23 protein-coding genes are annotated in these 18,954 nt (G+C 69.5%); 12 read left to right on the plus strand and 11 right to left on the minus strand.

The genetic code is table 11. The features are described 5' to 3' along the window. Positions 1-40: 40 nt before the first annotated feature. Complete coding sequence (locus ACFYXH_RS02145) at positions 41-742, minus strand: L,D-transpeptidase family protein (RefSeq protein ID WP_389559822.1); 702 nt, start codon at positions 740-742, stop codon at positions 41-43. A gap of 106 nt (positions 743-848) precedes the next feature. After that, complete coding sequence (locus ACFYXH_RS02150) at positions 849-2,132, minus strand: MFS transporter (protein ID WP_389559824.1); 1,284 nt, start codon at positions 2,130-2,132, stop codon at positions 849-851. A gap of 62 nt (positions 2,133-2,194) precedes the next feature. Between ACFYXH_RS02150 and ACFYXH_RS02155 the strand changes: the two genes are divergently transcribed. Continuing rightward, entirely contained in the window at positions 2,195-3,157 is a 963-nt protein-coding gene (locus ACFYXH_RS02155) for a LysR family transcriptional regulator (RefSeq protein ID WP_389559826.1), read from the plus strand. 4 nt (positions 3,158-3,161) lie between these two features. Here the strand turns inward: ACFYXH_RS02155 and ACFYXH_RS02160 are convergent, their stop codons facing one another. Together ACFYXH_RS02160 and ACFYXH_RS02165 are read right to left on the minus strand one after the other, a co-directional pair. Beyond that, positions 3,162-3,455, minus strand: a complete 294-nt coding sequence (locus ACFYXH_RS02160; protein ID WP_389559828.1) for a DUF397 domain-containing protein — start codon at positions 3,453-3,455, stop codon at positions 3,162-3,164. Then, positions 3,436-4,290 carry a helix-turn-helix domain-containing protein gene (locus ACFYXH_RS02165; RefSeq protein ID WP_389559830.1) on the minus strand — a complete coding sequence of 285 codons (855 nt, stop codon included), beginning with the start codon at positions 4,288-4,290 and terminating at the stop codon, positions 3,436-3,438. Before ACFYXH_RS02165 ends, ACFYXH_RS02160 begins: the two co-directional genes overlap by 20 nt. A 112-nt stretch (positions 4,291-4,402) precedes the next feature. On the opposite strand from ACFYXH_RS02165, the gene ACFYXH_RS02170 reads away from it, so the two are divergent. The 6 genes from ACFYXH_RS02170 (at position 4,403) to ACFYXH_RS02195 (ending at position 8,272) form a co-directional block, all read left to right on the plus strand. Then, positions 4,403-4,615 carry a hypothetical protein gene (locus ACFYXH_RS02170; protein ID WP_389559832.1) on the plus strand — a complete coding sequence of 71 codons (213 nt, stop codon included), beginning with the start codon at positions 4,403-4,405 and terminating at the stop codon, positions 4,613-4,615. After that, on the plus strand, positions 4,612-4,980 hold the full coding sequence (locus tag ACFYXH_RS02175) for an ATP-binding protein (protein ID WP_389559834.1): 369 nt from the start codon (positions 4,612-4,614) through the stop codon (positions 4,978-4,980). The genes ACFYXH_RS02170 and ACFYXH_RS02175 overlap by 4 nt, the downstream gene beginning before the upstream one ends. Before the next feature lie 126 nt (positions 4,981-5,106). Further along, entirely contained in the window at positions 5,107-5,520 is a 414-nt protein-coding gene (locus tag ACFYXH_RS02180; RefSeq protein WP_389559836.1) for a hypothetical protein, read from the plus strand. Then, a complete protein-coding gene (locus ACFYXH_RS02185; RefSeq protein ID WP_389559837.1) occupies positions 5,517-7,313 on the plus strand; it encodes an alpha/beta hydrolase in 1,797 nt (598 codons plus the stop codon). The genes ACFYXH_RS02180 and ACFYXH_RS02185 overlap by 4 nt, the downstream gene beginning before the upstream one ends. A gap of 62 nt (positions 7,314-7,375) precedes the next feature. Further along, positions 7,376-7,846 carry a hypothetical protein gene (locus ACFYXH_RS02190; protein WP_389559838.1) on the plus strand — a complete coding sequence of 157 codons (471 nt, stop codon included), beginning with the start codon at positions 7,376-7,378 and terminating at the stop codon, positions 7,844-7,846. 72 nt (positions 7,847-7,918) lie between these two features. Then, positions 7,919-8,272, plus strand: coding sequence for a hypothetical protein (locus tag ACFYXH_RS02195; RefSeq protein ID WP_389559839.1), 354 nt, complete (start codon positions 7,919-7,921; stop codon positions 8,270-8,272). 9 nt (positions 8,273-8,281) lie between these two features. Here ACFYXH_RS02195 and ACFYXH_RS02200 read toward each other — a convergent pair whose 3' ends face one another. Continuing rightward, entirely contained in the window at positions 8,282-8,962 is a 681-nt protein-coding gene (locus ACFYXH_RS02200; RefSeq protein ID WP_389560629.1) for an alpha/beta hydrolase, read from the minus strand. Positions 8,963-9,257: 295 nt separating this feature from the next. Between ACFYXH_RS02200 and ACFYXH_RS02205 the strand changes: the two genes are divergently transcribed. The 3 genes from ACFYXH_RS02205 to ACFYXH_RS02215 all read left to right on the plus strand — a co-directional run bounded on the left by ACFYXH_RS02205 (position 9,258) and on the right by ACFYXH_RS02215 (position 11,757). Next, positions 9,258-10,412, plus strand: coding sequence for an adenosine deaminase (locus ACFYXH_RS02205; protein WP_385303824.1), 1,155 nt, complete (start codon positions 9,258-9,260; stop codon positions 10,410-10,412). Between the two features lie 127 nt (positions 10,413-10,539). Beyond that, a complete protein-coding gene (locus tag ACFYXH_RS02210; protein ID WP_389559841.1) occupies positions 10,540-10,917 on the plus strand; it encodes an ATP-binding protein in 378 nt (125 codons plus the stop codon). An 81-nt stretch (positions 10,918-10,998) separates the two neighbouring features. Beyond that, complete coding sequence (locus ACFYXH_RS02215; RefSeq protein ID WP_389559842.1) at positions 10,999-11,757, plus strand: hypothetical protein; 759 nt, start codon at positions 10,999-11,001, stop codon at positions 11,755-11,757. Between the two features lie 70 nt (positions 11,758-11,827). Here the strand turns inward: ACFYXH_RS02215 and ACFYXH_RS02220 are convergent, their stop codons facing one another. From ACFYXH_RS02220 to afsQ1, 5 genes are all read right to left on the minus strand, one after another. Then, positions 11,828-12,028 (minus strand): PspC domain-containing protein, encoded by a 201-nt coding sequence (locus ACFYXH_RS02220; RefSeq protein WP_362678761.1) that lies wholly within the window; start codon positions 12,026-12,028, stop codon positions 11,828-11,830. 92 nt (positions 12,029-12,120) lie between these two features. Further along, positions 12,121-12,690: a VanZ family protein gene (locus ACFYXH_RS02225; protein ID WP_389559844.1), complete on the minus strand. Its 570-nt coding sequence runs from the start codon at positions 12,688-12,690 to the stop codon at positions 12,121-12,123. Positions 12,691-12,805: 115 nt separating this feature from the next. Continuing rightward, positions 12,806-13,441, minus strand: a complete 636-nt coding sequence (locus ACFYXH_RS02230) for a hypothetical protein (RefSeq protein WP_389559846.1) — start codon at positions 13,439-13,441, stop codon at positions 12,806-12,808. Then, positions 13,438-15,030 (minus strand): ATP-binding protein, encoded by a 1,593-nt coding sequence (locus ACFYXH_RS02235; RefSeq protein WP_389559848.1) that lies wholly within the window; start codon positions 15,028-15,030, stop codon positions 13,438-13,440. The genes ACFYXH_RS02230 and ACFYXH_RS02235 overlap by 4 nt, the downstream gene beginning before the upstream one ends. A 40-nt stretch (positions 15,031-15,070) precedes the next feature. Next, positions 15,071-15,748 (minus strand): two-component system response regulator AfsQ1, encoded by a 678-nt coding sequence (gene afsQ1 / locus ACFYXH_RS02240; protein WP_175257369.1) that lies wholly within the window; start codon positions 15,746-15,748, stop codon positions 15,071-15,073. Between the two features lie 250 nt (positions 15,749-15,998). Here afsQ1 and ACFYXH_RS02245 point away from each other — a divergent pair, with 250 nt between their 5' ends. Next, on the plus strand, positions 15,999-16,730 hold the full coding sequence (locus ACFYXH_RS02245; RefSeq protein WP_362678773.1) for a SigE family RNA polymerase sigma factor: 732 nt from the start codon (positions 15,999-16,001) through the stop codon (positions 16,728-16,730). A 960-nt stretch (positions 16,731-17,690) separates the two neighbouring features. Here ACFYXH_RS02245 and ACFYXH_RS02250 read toward each other — a convergent pair. Next, on the minus strand, positions 17,691-18,395 hold the full coding sequence (locus ACFYXH_RS02250) for a uridine kinase (RefSeq protein ID WP_389559850.1): 705 nt from the start codon (positions 18,393-18,395) through the stop codon (positions 17,691-17,693). Between the two features lie 56 nt (positions 18,396-18,451). Here ACFYXH_RS02250 and ACFYXH_RS02255 point away from each other — a divergent pair, with 56 nt between their 5' ends. Next, on the plus strand, positions 18,452-18,841 hold the full coding sequence (locus ACFYXH_RS02255) for a hypothetical protein (protein ID WP_389559852.1): 390 nt from the start codon (positions 18,452-18,454) through the stop codon (positions 18,839-18,841). Positions 18,842-18,954: the final 113 nt, after the last annotated feature.

Raw genomic sequence — 18,954 nt, forward strand, 5'->3', positions numbered from 1 at the left:
CAGCTCTTCGGAACCTACAGGAGGGCACTGACAATGGAGGTCAGGTTCCGGGCTTGCGCCCGTAGACGTACACGTCGTCGCCGTTCTTCAGAAGATTCCAGTATGCCTTCGCATCCGCGGGGCGCATGTTGACGCAGCCCCCGGAGCCGGGCGGGTTGTACATCGACTTCGTCGTGGAGTGGAAGGCCTGTCCGCCGTCGAAGAACTGCGAGTACGGCATCCATACGTGGTAGAGCGTCGACCAGTGGTTGATGCTCCGCTGATAGATCTTCTTCGAGCCGGTACGGGTCTCGGTGCCGTTCTTGCCCGTGCGCACCGGCACCGGGCCGTACTTCAGCTTCTTGCCGTCCTGGATCCAGGTGAGCTGGCGAGTGAGGTCCACGCACGCGATACGGCCCTTGGTGGTCGGGCACTTGCCCGCCTTGTTCGGGGTCTTTCCGGCCGCCCGCTGCTGGAGGATCGTGTTCATGGTGCGCCAGGTGATCTCGCCCGCGTACCCGATGGTCGGCTTGATGCCGTGCCAGCCCTGGAAGGTCCGGATCGCCCGGCAGTCGGCCGCCGACTGCTTGCCGTCCACAGGGCGGCCCAGGAACTTCTCCACCTGCTTCTGGTACGGGCCCGTGGACGTCGTGCACGACGCCGCCTGTGCGGGCGCGCTGCCCAGTGCCACGGTCAGCGGAACCACCAGTCCGGTCAGACCGAGCACGACGCCTGCTCGTCTGCGGTGTGTACCTCTCGTCATGCCCCTCACAGCCACCAACTCCCCTCCGTGCACCACGCAGTTGCGATATGCCTGCCCGTTGGACGCACGCCGGGGAGTTGGAGTTGTGCGGATTTCTGTGTTTATTTCAGCGCTGGGCCGCACCGAGCACCAGCCGGTGCTCGGCCCGCGCCACCCGGGTCCCGTACAGCGTGATCGATACGACGCCGAGGACCGCGAGCAGCCCCAGCAGCACCGTGCCCGCCCAGCCGCCGGAGTGGAAGGCGACCGCGCCGAGCGTGCCGCCCGCGCTGCTGCCCAGGTAGTACGCGGACTGGTAGAGCGCCGATGCCTGAGCGCGGCCCGTCTTCGCCGTACGGCTCACCGAGGACGAGGCGACCGCGTGGCCCGCGAAGAAACCCGCGGTGATCAGGACCAGGCCGAGCAGCACGGCGGGCAGCGAGTCCGCCAGCGAGAGCAGCAGGCCCGCGGTGGTGGTGGTGACCGCCAGGTAGAGCGCGCCACGGCGGCCGAGCCGGGCGACGAGCTTTCCGGCCGCGGCGGAGGAGACCGTACCGACCAGATAGACCAGGAAGATCGAACCGATGATGCCCTGGGGGAGGTTGAAGGGCGCCTCGACCAGGCGGTAGCCGATCACCGTGTAGACCGCGCCGAAGACGGTCATGAACAGTGCGCCGATCGCGTACAGCCGCAGCAGCAGCGGGTCGGCCAGATGGCCGCGGACCGTCTTCGCCAGGGCGCGCGGGTTGAGCGAACCGGGCGTGAAATTACGGGCCTTGGGGAGCATGGCGCGGAAGACCAGCGCGCACACCAACGCCAGCACGCCGACCGCGGCGAGCGCCGCACGCCAGCCCCACAGCTGTGCCACCCAACCGGTGACGATCCGGCCGCTCATACCGCCGATGCTGTTGCCCGCCACGAACAGGCCGATCGCGGCGACCAGCGCCTTGGGCCGTACCTCCTCGGCGAGATACGCCATCGCCGACGCCGGCAGACCGGCGAGCGCCGCACCCTGCACGGCGCGCAGCGCCACCAGCCACTCCAGGCTCGGCGCGAACGGCACGAGCAGCCCGACCACGACGGCGACCGCGAGGGACGCGGTCATCACGGTGCGCCGCCCGTAGCGCTCGGAGAGGGCGCTCATCGGCAGGACGCACAGGGCCAGCGCGCCCGTCGCGGCGGAGACCGTCCAGCTGGCGGCGCTCGCGCTCACGCCGAAGCCGGCGGAGACGGCGGGCAGCAGCGCCTGCGTGGAGTAGAGGAGGGCGAAGGTGGCCACACCGGCGGCGAAGAGCGCGAAGCTCATGCGGCGGTAGCCGGGACCGCCGGGGGCGAGGAGCGCGGGGGAGGGCGAAGGGGACGGCGAGGCGGCGCCCACGGTGGTGGGCGCCTTGGTACTGGCAGGAGGCATGCAGCAAAAGTAGGCCGCCACTTTTCATGCGTCCAATGCATGGAATGGCGATAATCGTTCCCATGGTGCATCAACACAGCTCACAGCCTCGGCTGTCACCAGGCAGTTACGAAGAATACGCAAAGGACACAGCGCTGCTGCTCGCTCCGCGGCTCGCGTACTTCGCCGGGGTCGCCCGCCACGAGCATGTGACGCGAGCCGCGCAGGAGATGGGTGTCCCGCAGTCCACGCTGTCGCGGGCGATCGTGCGCCTTGAACAGGACCTGGGGGTCACCTTGTTCACCCGCAAGGGCCGTACGGTGTCGCTGACCCCGGCCGGCCGTACCTTCCTCGCCTCCGTGGAGCGGGCCCTGGCGGAGGTGGAACGGGCGGCGGAGTCGGTGCAGGCGGACGCGGATCCGAGCGGGGGCAGGGTTGCGTTCGGCTTTCTGCACACGATGGGCTCCGAGACGGTGCCGGGGCTGATCAGGGCCTTCCGCGCCGACCATCCGCGGATCCGCTTCACGCTCGTCCAGAACTACGGCGAGGCGATGATCGAGGGCCTGCGCGCGGGGGCCCTCGACCTGTGCCTGACCTCGCCGGTCCCGGACGCTCCTGACTTGGTCGCCCGCCGCCTGGACGAGCAGCGCCTGCGGCTCGTGGTCCCCGACGACCACCGCCTCGCGTCCCGCAAACGCATCAGGCTGGCCGAGGCGGCCGACGAGACGTTCGTGACCCTTGAACCCGGCTACGGCCTGCGGCGCATCACGGACGACCTGTGCGCGGAGGCGGGCTTCACACCGCGGGTCGCCTTCGAGGGCGAGGAGGCGGAAACCCTGCGCGGCCTGGTCGCGGCGGGACTGGGCGTGGCTCTGCTGCCACCCCCGGCGGTGGCGCGCCCGGGCGTCGTGGAACTGACGGTGACGGCACCGCGCGCGGTTCGGGAGATCGGCGTCGCCTGGCTGGACGGCCACCCGGACACGGCGCCGGTGGCGGAGTTCAAGAAGTTCCTGCTGTCCAGGCGGGGGCGCTTGCTGCCGGAGTGAGGGGTCAGTTTCCGAGCCGGCCCACCTTGAGGGCGGTGACGAAGGGGACCCAGGCGGGGGCGGGGATGAGGAGGGCGGGGCCGTGGGGGTTCTTGGAGTCGCGTACGGGGACGAGACCGGGGAGGCCGTCGCGGACCTCGACGCACTCCCCGCCGCTGCCGTTGCTGTAACTGCTCTTGCGCCAGCGGGCAGCTCCGAGGAAGCCCTCGGCGATCTCGACGCAGTCCCCGCCGTCACCGTTGCTGTAGGTGCTCTTACGCCAGACAGCAGTGCTCAAGTCAATCCGGTTGCTTGCCATTTCGGTAATCCTCTGCCGCATCCTCGATCATGGCGAGGGACGCCTCAGGCGGCAGTGCGGCGGCCCTGAGCCGATCGTATGCCTTGCGGTATTGCTTCACGAGGGCCGGATCGTCGATGGTGTCTCCGCTGTAAGAGGACTCGGTGTAGACGAGCGGCGGGGCGTCCGGGAAGGTCATGACCTTGGCTCCGCCGAGCATGAGCGGATACACCCCGCGGTTCCACGGCAGAAGCTGTGGAATGATCCGGTGACGCCGTGCCAGCTCCAAGATGCGGTCAAGCTGTACGGCCATCTCCTCCGGCGGGAGGAGGGGGTGTTGCAGGATCGACTGGTGCAGGATCGCCCAGTATTCGGGCTTCTTGTGGTCGGCCTCGAAGAGCCGGGCTCGCGTCATGCGGGCGTTGACCTTCTCGTCCACCTCGTCGCCGAGCGCCAGGGGGTGGGCCACACGCACCAGCCTTCGCGCATACGCAGGAGTCTGCAACAAGCCGGGGACGACCGCGGGACACCACTCTTCGATGTTTTCCGCGTGCTGCTCCGCGTCGAGGACGCGCTCGAAGTACCCGGCGTGGCCCCTGCGCTTGGCCTTCCGTACATCCTCGCAGCGCCGCCCGAAGAACCCGTCCGTCTTCAGCGCCTGGTCGATGTGCCGCGCCAGGTCCACGGGCATCCGCCGCGCGCCGCGCTCGATCTCGCTCAAGTACGTCACGCCGTAGAAGCTGCCGTCAACGGTCTGCTGAAGCGTGAGCCCCGCTTCCTCTCGCTTCCAGCGCAACTCCTTGCCGTAGAAGGCGGGAACGCTCGCCGAGCCGTCGATGTCCTTCCGCGCGGCCATGGGCGCCCGCCTTCCACAGTCCGTGCCGTGAACCCCAAATCCCTTTTACGTTACGCGGCTTCGCACCACTGTGTGGTCAGTTCATCACAGCCCGTACGTGAAAGGTCCCTCCGTGAACCCTCACCCCCACGACGCCGCCACCACCGTCGACCAACTCCGCACCGCGCTCGCCGCACACGGCGTCACGCTGCCGTCCCTCGGGATCGAGTTGTCCAGCCTCGCCGCCCATTACGGCACTCCGCCGCTGATCGCGCTCGGCAACTGCAATATGGCCACTGCCCGGCTGCTCACCGAGGCCCTGCGCAGGGCGGCGACTACCCGGTGAGGCCGTTCACCACCCGCCTGCTCGCGGTCCCCAAGGCGGTCCCGATCCTGCGTCACACCCTGCGCGAGCATCTGGGCCGTCCCTGCGCCGACCTTCAGCTCTGCGCCGGCGAGTTGCTGAGCAACGTCATCACCCACCTCGGCGAGGGCGCCCCCGTCACCGTCCACCTGGCCCGCACCCCCGACGGCCGTACCCGTCTGGAGGTCACCGACCCCGACCCCCGCGCCTGGCCAGTCCTGCGCCACGCGACAGAGGACGACGAGTCCGGCCGCGGTCTCGCCCTCTTGGCCGCCCTCGCCATCCGCTGGGGCATCACCCAAGGCCCCCACACCAAAACCATCTGGTGCGAACTCCGGGAACCATGACCGGCCCGACGCTTGCATACTCATTCTTCTAGGTACTGGTACTCATCTCCGGCCTCTTCCGTCCGGCGGAGACTCTCCTGTTGCTAAGTTCCCCGGGAGTAATAAAACGACCACGGGGGGCACTTCATGGCGCTCAGCGCCAGATGGCAGGAGCTGTTCGACGCGGACAGCTCCGGGGCAAGGATGAGTCTGGCGTCCGCGAACGCGCCGGGAGACGGCGGCAGGGGTGGCCCGGACCATAAGGCCAGCCAGGGGCCCTGGACCCGGGCGTCGGGTGTCGCCGATGCGCTGCACACGTCCTCGGCCTCCGCGCTGACCGAACTGGAGACGGCTGCCAAGGTCGAGGCGAAGAGCACCGCGGGGTTGGACAGCACCAAGGCGATGAGTGAGGTCCTCGGCTCCTGGAAGGTGCGTCTCACCGCCGTCCGCGACGAGTGCGGGCGGCTCGAGGGCTCCCTCAAGAGCGCGGGCAAGGAGTTCGGCGAGCAAGAGGTCAGGATCAAGCGGACCTTCGAGGGCAGGACCGGGGGTCCGAAGTGACCACCTGGCAGGAGCTGGAGAAGCTCAATACCAAGGAGTACGAGGACGCGGCGGACGGCTGGGGCACGGTCTCCAGCCGCGCCAACGCGGCCAAGGACCGCGTCGACAACGAGATGCTCGCCAAGCTCCGCGAGACCCAGAAGGGCCACACCGCCACCGCAGCCATCGGTGACCTGGCCCAGCTCAGCCGCAACTACCAGTACATCCACACCGAGTGCGGACTCATCCGCACCGCCCTCAACGGACTCGCCTCCGAACTCGCCGGCCCGCAGAAGAGGCTCAAGGATGCGCTGGCAGAGGCCCCCAAGACGTTCACGGTGAACCCCGACGGCTCCGTCGAATACCCCGTCTCCCCGTCCTTCCTCAAGGTGCCTGCCTCCGGCAGCGGGACAGCCAGCCCCGGAGCCCCCGTCCCCCTTCTCCCCGGCAAGGCAGAAGGCGGCAGCGACGCCAACAAGGCCCTGGCCGAGCAGATCGCCGAGAACATCGCCACCGCACTCCGGGAAGCCAAAGAGATCGACGGCCGGTACGCCGGCATCCTGCGCAAACTCAAGATCCCGGACGGCGTCAAGGGCCTCGACATCACGGACGCGATGTTCATCGATGCCGCCCAGGACACCAAGAACCTCCGGAAGGCTTCCAAGTACCGCGAGGAATCGGAGATCCCCAAGGGCAAGTCCCCGGCGCATAACGCCGGGTGGTGGAAGGGCCTGTCCCAGGAGCAGCGGGACGAGTACACCACCCTCTACCCGGCCTCCATCGGCGCCCTCGACGGCCTCCCCGCCACCGTCCGCGACGACGCCAACCGCATGGTGTTTGCGGAAACCCGCGCGACGTACCAAGTCGAACTCAATGCGATTCCCCCGGAGCCGCCGAAATACGCGAAGCACCCCGGCCATGGCAGGACAGTGCGTAGCGAAGAATGGAAAGAGTGGAACGATAAATACGGAGAGAAAATTGAGCGCCTGGATAATTCCCTCGAGGGAATGAAGTCGATCCAGCAGCGGTTCGACTCCACCGGAACGAACGGCCTTCCGGAAGCCTACCTGTTGGGATTCTCCGCGGAGGGAACCGGACGGGCGATCGTCGCCAACGGCAACCCGGACACCGCGGACCACACCGCCGTGTACGCCCCGGGCACCACCTCGAACCTCGGCTCGATCGAAGGGGACATCAACCGCATGACCCAGCTGTGGCGCACCTCCGACGGTATGGAGGGCTCGGGGAATGTCTCCACCATCACGTGGCTCGGGTACGACGCCCCGCAGTCCATCGTGAAAGACTCGCCTTTCCGTCACTATGCGGACGACGGAGCACCTGCCTACAACCGGTTCATGGACGGCCTGGAGACCGCACAGGGCGGACCCGACAAGAGCCACACCACGGTCATCGGCCACTCCTACGGCACGACACTCGTCGGGGCGGCCGCCCGCCAGGGAGACCTGAGCGCCGACGACGTGATCTTCGCCGGCAGCCCGGGTGTCCAGGTGGGCTCGGCGCAGGAGATGGACGTACCAAAGGGCCACGTCTGGAACGAGGATGCCAAGGGCGACCCTGTTCCGTCCCTCGGCAGTTGGGGGCACGGCGGCAGCCAGGAAGGCGGCCCCCACTTCATCATTCCGAGCGACAATATATTTGGAGCCAACCAGATGTCCACGGACACTGAGGGCCACAGTGACTACTGGAAAAAAGATAGTCAGAGCCTGATGAACCAGGCAGCCGTTGTCACCGGAAACTACGGTGCGGTGCAGCAGCTCGAACCTGAATCGGTATGGCGAGGTCCACAGCGGTGAACAGGCTTCAGATCGGCGTTCTCGCGGCGGCCGCGACTCTCTTCACACTCACGGGATGCAGCATGTCCGAATCCAACGGGACGACGAAGGTCGTCGGCACACGCGCCCAAGACGAGGTGGACGCCAAGACCAAGCAATTGTCCAGCCAGATCCTCGACCTTATCGCCATCAAGGGAAAGGTTGACGGCACGGGTCCGGGCGTCGGTGAGTGCGGCGGAGACCCAGAGAAGCAGTATCTGATCCGTCACTCGTGGAGCATTTCGGGATCCACCGACGCGGAGGTCTCGAAGGCCATGACCCGACTCAAGGACGGTCTCCCCGCACAGGGCTGGAAGATCGTCCAGTACGGCAGGAACAACAGCGCGGCCAAGAGCCTGGAGCTGACCGCGGACCACACCGAGAAGAAGTTCGGGGTCAACGTCGAGTTCTGGGAGAAGGGCGCCATCCGGAAGGACAATCCGCCGGCGCTGGTCGTGACAGTGGTGTCCGGCTGCTACCAGGTCCCGGACGGTCAGACGGTCAAGCACTACTAAGTACGCGGGGCCGTACTTCCTGAGTGCCGGCCCGGATACGGCAGCGCGGCAGCCAGAGGTTGGATCAAGGCCATGAACCCGACTCCGCCCCCACCCGCTGCGCTGCCCACCAGGGCCACACCCCCCGACATTCGCAGATGGTCCCTGAACTCCGCCGTCCTGCTGATCCCGGCCGTGCTCATGGCCGGAATTCTCGCCCTGTCCACCGAGCACGGATCGAGGTGCCTGACCTACGGCGGTGACGGCTGCTCCCCCTGGCCCGCGGGCACCTTCTCGTGGACGCTGATCGGCGTGGTCCTGGCCTTTGTGGTGACCATGGCCATTCCCGCACGTATGCGACGGGCCCACCAGCTGCGTACGGCCGCCTTCGCCGTGCAGGCCCTGCTGGAAGCCTTCGCGGTGATCGTGGCGCTCAGCTTCCCCTGACCCCCGGGCTCACGGTCGCAGCGAGCGGCCGAAGCCCGCCGCCAGGGGCATGCGCAGGCCCAGCGGCGGTGGCGCCGCCAGCGCGTCCGCCACCGGGCGGGCGTACCTCCTGGTGAAGAGCGCGCCCAGCACGAAGTCCGCCGCCAGCGCCCGGACTTCCTCGTAGTGCTGGCGCAGCGCGTGGCCGTCCGAGTGGACCTCGAAGCGGCATATGTCGCGGTTGGACTTCTTCGCCCGCTCGGCAAGCCGGTACGAGAGCTCCGGGTCCGTGCGCGCGTCATTCGTGCCGTGCACGATCAGCACCTGCTTGCCCGCCAGCTGCTTCACCGGTTCCGGTGCCGCCGCCACATCGTCCTCCGGCAGCCAAGGGGCCAGCGCCAGCACGGAGTTGACGGCCGGGTGGCCCGCCGCGTGCAGGGCGGCGCGGCCGCCCATGCCGTGGCCGGTGAGGCACACCGGGACGTCGCCGTAGCGGCGTACCACCTCGTTCACCGCCCATGTCGCGTCCGCCGCGAGATGCGCGTCCGGGCCGTTCCAGCCGCGGCAGCGGTAGCGGACCCTGTGCACGACCAGCCCGTCCGCGCGGCCCGCCCGGGCCAGCGTGCGGCCCAGCGGCAGGGCCGCCGCGTACGAGAGCCGGGAGGGTCTGCGTTCCGATTCCGGTTCGCCGTCCGGCAGCAGCAGCACCACCCCGCCGACCGCGGAGTCCTGCCCCAGGATGCGTCCGCCGCTCGCGCGGCCGAGGCGGGCGCGCGGCGGGGTACGGCTCCCTCGCGCTGCCCGTGCCACGGTTGCCTCGCGGCGGGTGTCCGCTTCTCCGGCGTCATCGGCCGGACGCCCCCACCACGGGGGCAGTGCGTGGTGTGCCATGGCAGAACAGTCTCAGAAGGGCAGGTGTACTCCACCCGTCCGCACGGTCACTGTTATGTATCGACGGGCGAAGTTGAGGGGCGCTCTCTACGCGCGTAGGGCGTAGAGTGCGGAGATGACGAGCCAGACCCTCAATACGCCCTCCGCGGACCAGATCCGCCGCGCTCCGAAGGTGCTCCTCCACGACCACCTCGACGGCGGGCTGCGACCGGGCACGATCATCGAACTCGCCCGCGAGACGGGCTATGACGCGCTTCCCGAGACCGAGCCCGACAAGCTCGGCATCTGGTTCCACGAGGCGGCCGACTCCGGCTCGCTGGAGCGCTATCTGGAGACCTTCGCGCACACCTGCGCCGTCATGCAGACCCGCGAGGCGCTCTTCCGTGTCGCCGCCGAGTGCGCCGAGGACCTCGCCGAGGACGGAGTCGTCTACGCCGAGGTCAGGTATGCCCCCGAGCAGCACCTCGAAGCCGGCCTGAGCCTCGAAGAAGTCGTCGAGGCGGTCAACGCGGGCTTCCGGGAGGGGGAACGGCTGGCCCGCGAGAGCGGCCACCGTATCCGTGTCGGCGCCATGCTCACCGCGATGCGGCACGCCGCCCGCGCCCTGGAGATCGCCGAACTGGCCAATCGCTACCGCGATATGGGCGTCGTCGGCTTCGACATCGCCGGCGCCGAGGCGGGCTTCCCGCCCACCCGCCACCTCGACGCCTTCGAGTATCTGAAGAGGGAGAACAACCACTTCACGATTCACGCGGGCGAAGCCTTCGGGCTGCCGTCGATCTGGCAGGCGCTCCAGTGGTGCGGCGCCGACCGGCTCGGGCACGGTGTGCGGATCATCGACGACATCACGGTCGCCGATGACGGCAGTGTGAAGCTCGGGCGGCTCGCCGCGTACGTACGGGACAAGCGCATCCCACTGGAGCTGTGCCCGACGTCCAACCTGCAGACCGGCGCGGCCGCTTCGTACGCCGAACACCCCATCGGCCTGCTGCGCAGGCTGCACTTCAGGGCCACGGTCAACACCGACAACCGCCTGATGAGCGGTACGAGCATGAGCCGCGAATTCGAGCTGCTGACCGAGACCTTCGGATACACCCTCGACGACATGCAGTGGTTCACCGTCAATGCGATGAAGTCGGCGTTCATTCCTTTCGATGAACGACTGGCGATGATCAGCGATGTGATCAAGCCCGGATATGCCGAGTTGAAATCCGAATGGCTGTTCCGGCAGACCGCCACGACCAGCCCTTCTTCCGTCGGTGAGAGCTGATCGAGACACCTATGTCGAAGCGGCCGGGAATGTCAATTTCCGGCCGCTTCGTGGCATTTGCGCCCTTGGGTGAGCGTGGCTAGCTTGCAGAGTCGCTCAGAATCCCCGTCCCAAGGACTCATCCCTGATGAAGCAGTCTGCTGCCAAGACTCTTGGTGTCGCCGTCGTCGGCGCTGCCTTCGCCGCTGCCGCCGCCGGCACGGCCGTCGCCGCCCCCGCTTCCGTCCCCGACTCCGTCACCGGCGTCCTGCCGGTCCAGGACGCGCTCACCAAGCTTCCGGCGGGCGCCCCCGAGTCGCTGGCCGCCGGCCGGACCGCGCTCGCGAACGGCACGACCACGCTGCCCACCACCGCCCAGAAGTCCGCGAAGTCGGCGAAGAAGCTGCTGACCGCCGACAAGGCCGACGACCCGGTCGCCAAGCTGCTGGGCGGCCTCCCGCTCGTCGGAGGTCTGCCGACCGGCGGCGGCCTGCCGACCAGTGGCGGTCTGCCCGGCATCGGCTGACGTACACCGGCTCCGTACACAAGAGTGGGCGTACACCCGAATCGGGTGTACGCCCACTTCGCCTGTGCCAGGATCGCGGCCATGCGCGTGAAGACCGCAGGACTGACCGCCCTTGTCACCGTCCCCGTGCTCCTGCTGGCCACGGCCTGCACGAGTGGCGAGGACGGGGGCCCCGCCAAGGACAGGGACACGCCTGCGTCCACGGGTGCCGATACGGGCAAAGGCGGTGGTGGAGGCGGCGGCAGCGATGCGTCCGCGCCGCTCAACCGGCAGCAGCTGGAGCGGGCCGCACTGGCCACCGGCGATCTGGACGGGTTCCAGGTGTCCTCCGGAAAGAGTGCGCTCGCGCCCTCCGGCCAGCCCGCCGCCGACAAGCCGCAGTGCCAGCCGCTCGCCGACGCCATGGGCGACAGACCGAGCCCGCAGGCCACCCACACCGTCAACCGCGGCCTTGGCTCCCTCAAGAATCTCGGGCTCGCGGTGTCCGCCTCGCTCAGTTCGTACAGCGAGGCCGACGCCGGAAAGCTGATGGCCGGACTCAAGTCGGCGGTGGCGGCGTGCGCCGGGGGCTTCGGCGCGACCCTCGAGGGCCGCAGCGGCGCCTACCGCGAGGTGAAGGCCGCGGCCTTCACCACTCGCGGCGCCGACGAGATCGTCAGCTGGACCACCGTCGGGACCAACGAGGGCGCCGTGGCCCCGATCCATCTGGTCGTGGTCCGCAAGGGAGCGACCGTGGCGCGTTTCATGGCGCTGGACCTCGCGCGACGCACACCGCCGCGCGTCCCTCAGGAGGTCGCCGACAAACAGCTGGCGAAGGTCGTCCAGGTGCTTGCCGGCTGACTGCGTACGACCGGGCGGTGCCGCCGTACGACCGGGCGGTGCCGCCGTACTACCAGGCCGTGCTGGCGTACTACCAGGCCGTGCTGGCGGTCTTCTCGGACGGCAGCAGCACCCACAGCGCCAGGTAGAGCAGGAACTGCGGGCCGGGCAGCAGACATGAGAGCAGGAAGATCACACGCATCGTGGTCGCGGAGGTGCCGAAGCGCCGTGCCAGCGCCGTGCACACTCCACCGATCATGCGTCCGTCTCGGGGGCGGACAAGTGCGGCCATGGTGGGCTCCTTCGCGAGAACCTTCGGGGAGCATCTCTGTTGTGCTCCCGATGCATCCATCGTGGCTTCGCGAAGGGGGTCGAAGCGTCGCTCTACGGTGCGATCCCGACCCTTGGAATCGTCGGGGTCGGCCCCTGAGACGCCTCGTCCCGCAGCATGGCACCGTGCCGCTGCCGGGTGGAGCCGGCGGCCGGCCGGCCCTGCCTGCGGCGGATCCGGGCGCGGCCCGCGGGCACGAAGACCAGGTGGGCCAGCGCGACCCCGGCCGTGTTCAGTAGCAGGGAGTCCACATCGACGACCTGTCCGGGCACCCCGGTCTGGAGCAGTTCGATGCCGAGCGACAGCAGCGCGCCGGCCGCGACCGTACGGGCCAGCGATGCCAGCGGAGAGACGGTGAGCCGGCCGCCCGCCATCGGCAGCAGTATGCCGAGCGGGGCCAGCAGCAGAAGGCCTTCGCCGATCCGGCGCGCGGCTTCCACAGCGCCCATCGCCAGATCCGCCTTGATCCCGGCGAGCGGCTCGAGATTCGCGGCCGTCACCCACACCACATCCAGCGGGCGCAGCGTCAGCCAGGAAACGAGCAGCAGATGCGCGAGGAGGAGGATGACCCCCGCCGCGCGGAAGCGGATGGCGGCACTGCCGGCCGGACCTTGACGCTGCACGCCCCCCAAGACGCACGCTTCCCCGGGATCGGTTCCGCGAGCTTCCAAAGAGGAAGCGGGAGTGGCTCCGGAACCCGCTCAGGAACCCCGCTCCGGAACCGGATCCGGACGAGGCTCAGGGAGCGCCGGAGGATGACGGGAGCGCGCTGAGCGTCGGCACGGCCTCGTCCGGCCGCTCCTTGATCCCGGCGGAGCACTGGTACGCCCGGGGCGCGTACTCCCCGGGCCCGCCCAGCAGCACCGAACCGCCCGTGGCGGCGGCCCTGCTCTCCGCGAAGGTGCAGACGATCTGGGCCAGCGCCGGCATCGGCAGATCCTCCGGCTGGCGGCTCAGGCGCAGGGTGCCCTCGGGATCGCCCTCGCGCGCACCTGTCAGGGCCAGCGGCCCGCGTACGTACGTGGCGAAGCCGGCCTCGTGCTCCGGGGACGAGGGCTCCTTCTCGAGTTCGTCGAGGAGCGCCTGCGCGACCTGTACGCGGCTGTCGACGGCCTTCTTCTCGGGGACCTGCGCCGTACGGTCCACGGACTCCAGCTGCGAGGCGCAGACCAGGTAGACGCGGACCGGGATGCCCTGCTGCTGCGCCTGGGGGGTGATGTTCTCCCCGCTCACCTCGCAGGGCACCCGCGAGGGCGCGGGCCCCGCGTCGACCGGTACCTGGGTGGTCCTGATCCCGCAGCCGCCGAGCACGACGACGCCCGCGAGTACGGCGAGTGAGGCTGCCGCCCGCCTGGTGCACCTCTTGGGCGTCACTGCGTGCCTTCCTCTCCGCGGCCGTCGGTGCGGCCCCGGTCCACGTCTTCGACGGCGTCCGGGTCCGTGACGGCGTCCGGGTCCGTGCCGCCGTGACCGTCGCCGTCCCTCAGCGACGAGGCGTCGCGCGGCAGCCGCAGTACGAACACCGCACCGTCCCCGTCCGCGGAGTTGGCCGCGGTGATGTCGCCGCCGTGGATATGGGCGTTCTCCATCGCGATCGACAACCCCAGCCCGCTGCCCTCGGAGCGCGGCCGGGAGGCGCTCGCCTTGTAGAAGCGGTCGAAGACATGCGGCAGTACGTCCTCGGGGATACCGGGCCCGTGGTCCCGTACCTCGATCAACAGCTCGTGGTCGATCGGCCGCACCGACACCCGTACCGGCGAGCCGCCGTGCTTGAGCGCGTTGCCGATCAGATTGGCCAGGATCACATCGAGCCGGCGCGGATCGAGCAGCGCGATGATCCCGCGCTCCGCGTCCAGATCCACCGCATCAAGCCAGGCTCGCGCGTCGATGCACGCGGTGACCTGGTCGGCGACGTCCACCGTGTCCAGTACGAGCCTGGCCGTGCCCGCGTCGAAGCGGGTCACCTCCATCAGGTTCTCCACCAGATCGCCCAGCCGCCGGGTCTCGCTCACCACCAGGTTCACGGCGGGCGCGATCATCGGGTCGAGGCTGTCGGCCTCGTCCTCGAGCACCTCGGTGACGGCGGTGAGCGCGGTCAGCGGGGTGCGCAGCTCGTGCGACATGTCGGCGACGAAGCGACGGCTGGACTCCTCCCGTGCGCTCATGTCCGCGACCTTCTTCTCCAGCGACTCCGCGGTCTTGTTGAACGTCCTTGCCAGCTCGGCCAGTTCGTCCGTGCCCGAGACCCGCAGCCGGGTGTCGAGCTTGCCCTCGCCGAGCCGCCGCGCGGCCTCACCCAGCCGGTGCACGGGCTTGAGCACGGTCGTGGCGGCGGCCTGCGCGAGCAGCGCCGAGCCGACGAGGGCGAGCGCGGTGGCGATCGCCAGCGACCAGGCGAGCGAGTTGAGGTCCTGACGCTCCTGGTCCAGCGACTTGAAGACATAGCCGGTCGGCCCGCCGCCGATGATCCTGGTGCCGCCGACGAGATAGGGCTTGCCGCGACGCTCGGTGCGCTGCCAGTACAGGTGGTACGGGACGGAGTTGCCGGCCCCGACGTCCTGCCGCTGGGCCACCGCTTCCTGCAGCCTCGCCGGTACGTCGTCGAGCGTGAAGCTGTCCGGGTCGGACGTACCGACGATCGGCTTGCCCTTGGCGCGCTCGCCGATGAGCAGCACGCTGTAGCCGTCACCGCCGCCCGCCATCTGCTCGGCTGTCTTCTGCAGTTCGTTCTGCGTCGGACGCAGCGGCAGCGCCGCCGCCCGGTTCTGCATCTCCTGCCGGAAGTCGCCGAGCGCCGCGTCCTGGGTACGGGTCAGCACGGCTTCGCGGTTGAGCCAGTACGCGATGCCCGAGGCGGACACGGCGGCGGTCAGCGCGACCAGCGCGAAGACCACGACAAGGCGGAGCCTCAGGCTCGTCCAGCGGAGTCCGGCGAGCATCGCGCGCTTGGCGGCACTGGTCACCTAGGTGTTCCGTTCGTGGGGGTCGCGGCGCGCACACAGCTCACTGTGGGACATCCAGCCGGTAGCCCACGCCACGCACCGTACGGATCAGGGTCGGCGAGGACGGCACGTCCTCGACCTTCGCCCGCAGCCGCTGCACACACGCGTCCACCAGCCGCGAGTCACCGAGGTAGTCGTGCTCCCAGACCAGCCGCAGCAGCTGCTGCCGCGACAGGGCCTGTCCGGGCCGTCGGCTGAGCTCGAGCAGCAGCCGCAGCTCGGTCGGCGTGAGCTGAAGATCCTCGCCGTTCTTGGTGACCGTCATCGCGGAGCGGTCGATCACCAGCGAGCCGAAGGTCGCCGAGTCGGTGGACTCGCGCTCACCGCGCCGCAGCACCGCGCGGATACGGGCGTCCAGCACACGGCCCTGGACGGGCTTCACGACATAGTCGTCCGCGCCCGACTCAAGACCCACGACCACATCGATGTCGTCGCTGCGTGCGGTCAGCAGGATGATCGGCAGCTGGTCGGTGCGCCTGATCCGTCGGCACACCTCGAAACCGTCGATGCCGGGCAGCATCACATCCAGCACGATCAGGTCCGGCCGCTGCTCGCGCAGCAGCTTCAGGCCGTCCTCTCCCGTCGCCGCGGTGGCCACTCGGTGGCCCTGGCGTGACAGGGAAAGTTCGAGGGCCGTGCGGATGGCGTCGTCGTCCTCGATCAGCAACAGGAAGGGCACGGAGGTCATTCTGACCCATGGGGGAGCCGGAGTTCGACAGTTGGTGGGCTCTCACACGACTCCTCCCCTTGTGGCAGGCCGTGCAAGCCCTTTTGCTAACGATTTCCGACCGCCTTCCGACTGCCTCCGGGACCGTCCCGGCGGGGCTTGTGACGCGCCTGTGACAGTCGGCGGACACCGCCATGAAACTGCCTGGGCAAGCTTCTTGGCACACGGACGGAAACAGACTCCACTCGACGGGGGGCGCGAGATGAACGCACTGCACAGCACCACCTCAAGCGCAGTTGTCACGCGTCTCCACGACGTCGTGCGGAGCACGGAGAAGTCCGGCGCGGTGAACGGGCGGGGGTGCGTTCGCAGCGTCGGGCGTCAGCACAAGCCGTCGTACATGACGGTGGTTGACGCACCTGTGGGGGGTGGCGGGGAGGCGTACCGGGAGGCGGGGGAGCGGACGAACCTGTCGGAGGCGGAGTTCACCGCCTACGTACAGGAACGCCGCGCCTCCCTGTACGCGACCGCGTACCACCTGACCGGTGACCGGTTCGAGGCGGAGGATCTGCTGCAGAGCGCCCTCTTCTCGACATACCGGGCCTGGGACAGGATCAGCGACAAGGCGGCGGTCGGGGGTTATCTGCGCCGCACCATGACCAATCTGCACATCAGCGCCTGGCGCCGGCGCAAGCTCAACGAGTACCCGACGGAGGAGCTGCCGGAGACGGCGAGCGACACCGACGCGATGCGGGGTACGGAACTGCGCGCGGTGCTCTGGCAGGCGCTGGCCAGGCTTCCCGAACTCCAGCGGACGATGCTGGTCCTCCGTTACTACGAGGGCCGCACGGACCCGGAGATCGCGGAGATCCTGGACATAAGTGTCGGCACGGTGAAGTCGAGCATCTGGCGGTCGCTCCGCCGGCTGCGTGAGGACGAGGTCCTCAGCTTCGGCCGTGACGAGGAAGAGTCCTTCGGCGAGCTGGTGGCCTGAAGGTAACGGGGGGAACGGGGCCGCCGTTTCGGGGGAGACGGCGGGATCGGGGGATCCACGGGGGTCACGGGGGACCGACCTGGGTCAACGGGGGAAACAGAGCGGGACCGGACAGGCCGGGGGGTCTTGTCCGGCCCCGCTTTTCTCTGTTTGTGGTGACCTGGCAGTCGGCGGCACGAGCGGCCGCGTGTAGAGCCCTCGACGGTGTGGTGCCGCCGGGCCCCCTCGCCGCCGACGTTCATCAGCCTGCTGCACACCGCCGTGTACGTCGCGTCCCGCGCAGGGTTGGTCTTTTCGGCCGCAGGCAGGCCGCGGCGGGAATGGGCCGTGTGCCGCGGGAGCGTGGGGTCGTCAGACTTGCTCGTCTCAGTCACCCGCAGGTGTGCCGCCGCGCGGAGCGGCCGTAGTCCGCTGGGGTGTGGTGCCCCCGGCCCGTCGCCGCCGACGTTCACCAGCCTGCTGCACACCGCCGTGTACGTCGCGTCCCGCGCAGGGTTGGTCTTTTCGGCCGCAGGCAGGCCGCGGCGGGAATGGGCCGTGTGCCGCGGGAGCGTGGGGTCGTCAGACTTGCTCGTCTCAGTCACCCGCAGGTGTGCCGCCGCGCGGAGCGGCCGTAGTCCGCTGGGGTGTGGTGCCCCCGGCCCGTCGCCGCCGACGTTCACCAGCCTGCTGCACACCGCCGTGTACGTCGCGTCCCGCGCAGGGTTGGTCTTTTCGGCCGCAGGCAGGCCGCGGCGGGACCGGGTCCGGGGCGCCAGAGCTGGCGTCACCTTCACTCTCGGGTGTGCCGCGGCGCGGAGTTGTCGCCTTCCGCCGATGGTGTGGTGCCGCCAGGCCCCACGGTCGCCGTCACCGACAGGCAGGCCGCGGCGCGAAGCTGCCGCCTGCCGCCGGGGGCGTGGGGGTACGCCGTACCCCCACTTTTCATGGGCGGGTGGGTGGGGAAGAGCCCCCGGGCCGCTACGCCAACGTCCGCGCCGCAGGCGTCCGGCGGCCCGCCGCGGCCGCCGCGAGGCGGCCCAGCGCCTCCGCCTTGCCGCACGGGTGCGCGCCCAACTCCGTCTGGCGCGCCACGATGCCGCGTTCCGCGCGCATCAGGCGCCAGCCCCGCCGCAGCAGGAAACCCACCGACTTGCGGCCCTCGCGCAGATCCCGCGCCAGCCGGCGGCGGAACGTCGTCGACGGGCGGCCGCGCAGGCACAGCGCGTCCGCCAGTACGCCCAAGTCCTGGCACCGCCCGACGATGTCCGCCGCGAAAATGCCCTCCGCCACGAACAGCGGCGTGCGGTCGATGTCGAGCGCCTCCCGGTCGATGCGGGAGCTCGTCGCGATGTCGTACACGGGGACCGTCGTACGTCCCGTACCGCACAGCTCCACGATCGCCGCCACCGCCGCGTCCGCGTCCCACGACAGCGGCGAGTCCCAGTCGATGTCCGTACTGCCCTCGACCAGCGGCAACGTCGGGTCGTCGCCCTCTTTGTAGAAGTCGTCCAGGCGCAGCACCGGCAGGCCGGTGCGGGCGGCGAGGGAGGACTTTCCGGAACCTGAGGGACCCGCAAGCAGCACAACACGGGTGGGAATGGGGGAAGAGCTCACGGGACACCAGTGTGAGGCATTGCCCCTTGAAGGGGACCCCTCGGGGCGGAGGTTGGTATTGAGCGTCACATCTCAACTACGCTACGTGCTCGTCCGATTACTCATTCAGCAAGGAATCGAAACCCATGGCACGTCACACAGCTCCCCAGTCCCGGCGGATCGCCCTGCTTCGCGCAGGTATGACCGTCGCGGCGGTGGCCGCGGTCCTCGGTGCGGGCGGTGCCGCTCAAGCGGCGCCGATGGCGCCCGCGGGGCACGACACGGTCGACAAGGGGCAGGGCCGGTCGCTGGCCGGCATGGTCACGAATTCGGTGACCGGAGTCGGGCAGGTCAAGAGCCTTCAGCTCAACCCGCTGGCCAAGACCGGCGTCAACCCGCTGGACAACAACGTGTCCACCCAGGTCGCCGACTTCAACCCGGTCGCCACGGAAGCGGTCACCGGGCCGCTGGCGAACGGCGCCGCGCTCAAGGACCTGCCGGTGGCGAAGCGCGCCACGGGGGCGCTGCCGTCCTGAGTCGAGGCCGGCCGCCGGCGTATGCAGCGAGCGCGTGCAGCCAACGCATGCAGCCGAGGCGTGAAAGCCAGGCGTGAAGGAGCCCCCTGCCGCCGGACGGGACGGCAGGGGGC

It is taken from the genome of Streptomyces sp. NPDC002730 (assembly GCF_042888805.1).
GTDB lineage: Bacteria > Actinomycetota > Actinomycetes > Streptomycetales > Streptomycetaceae > Streptomyces.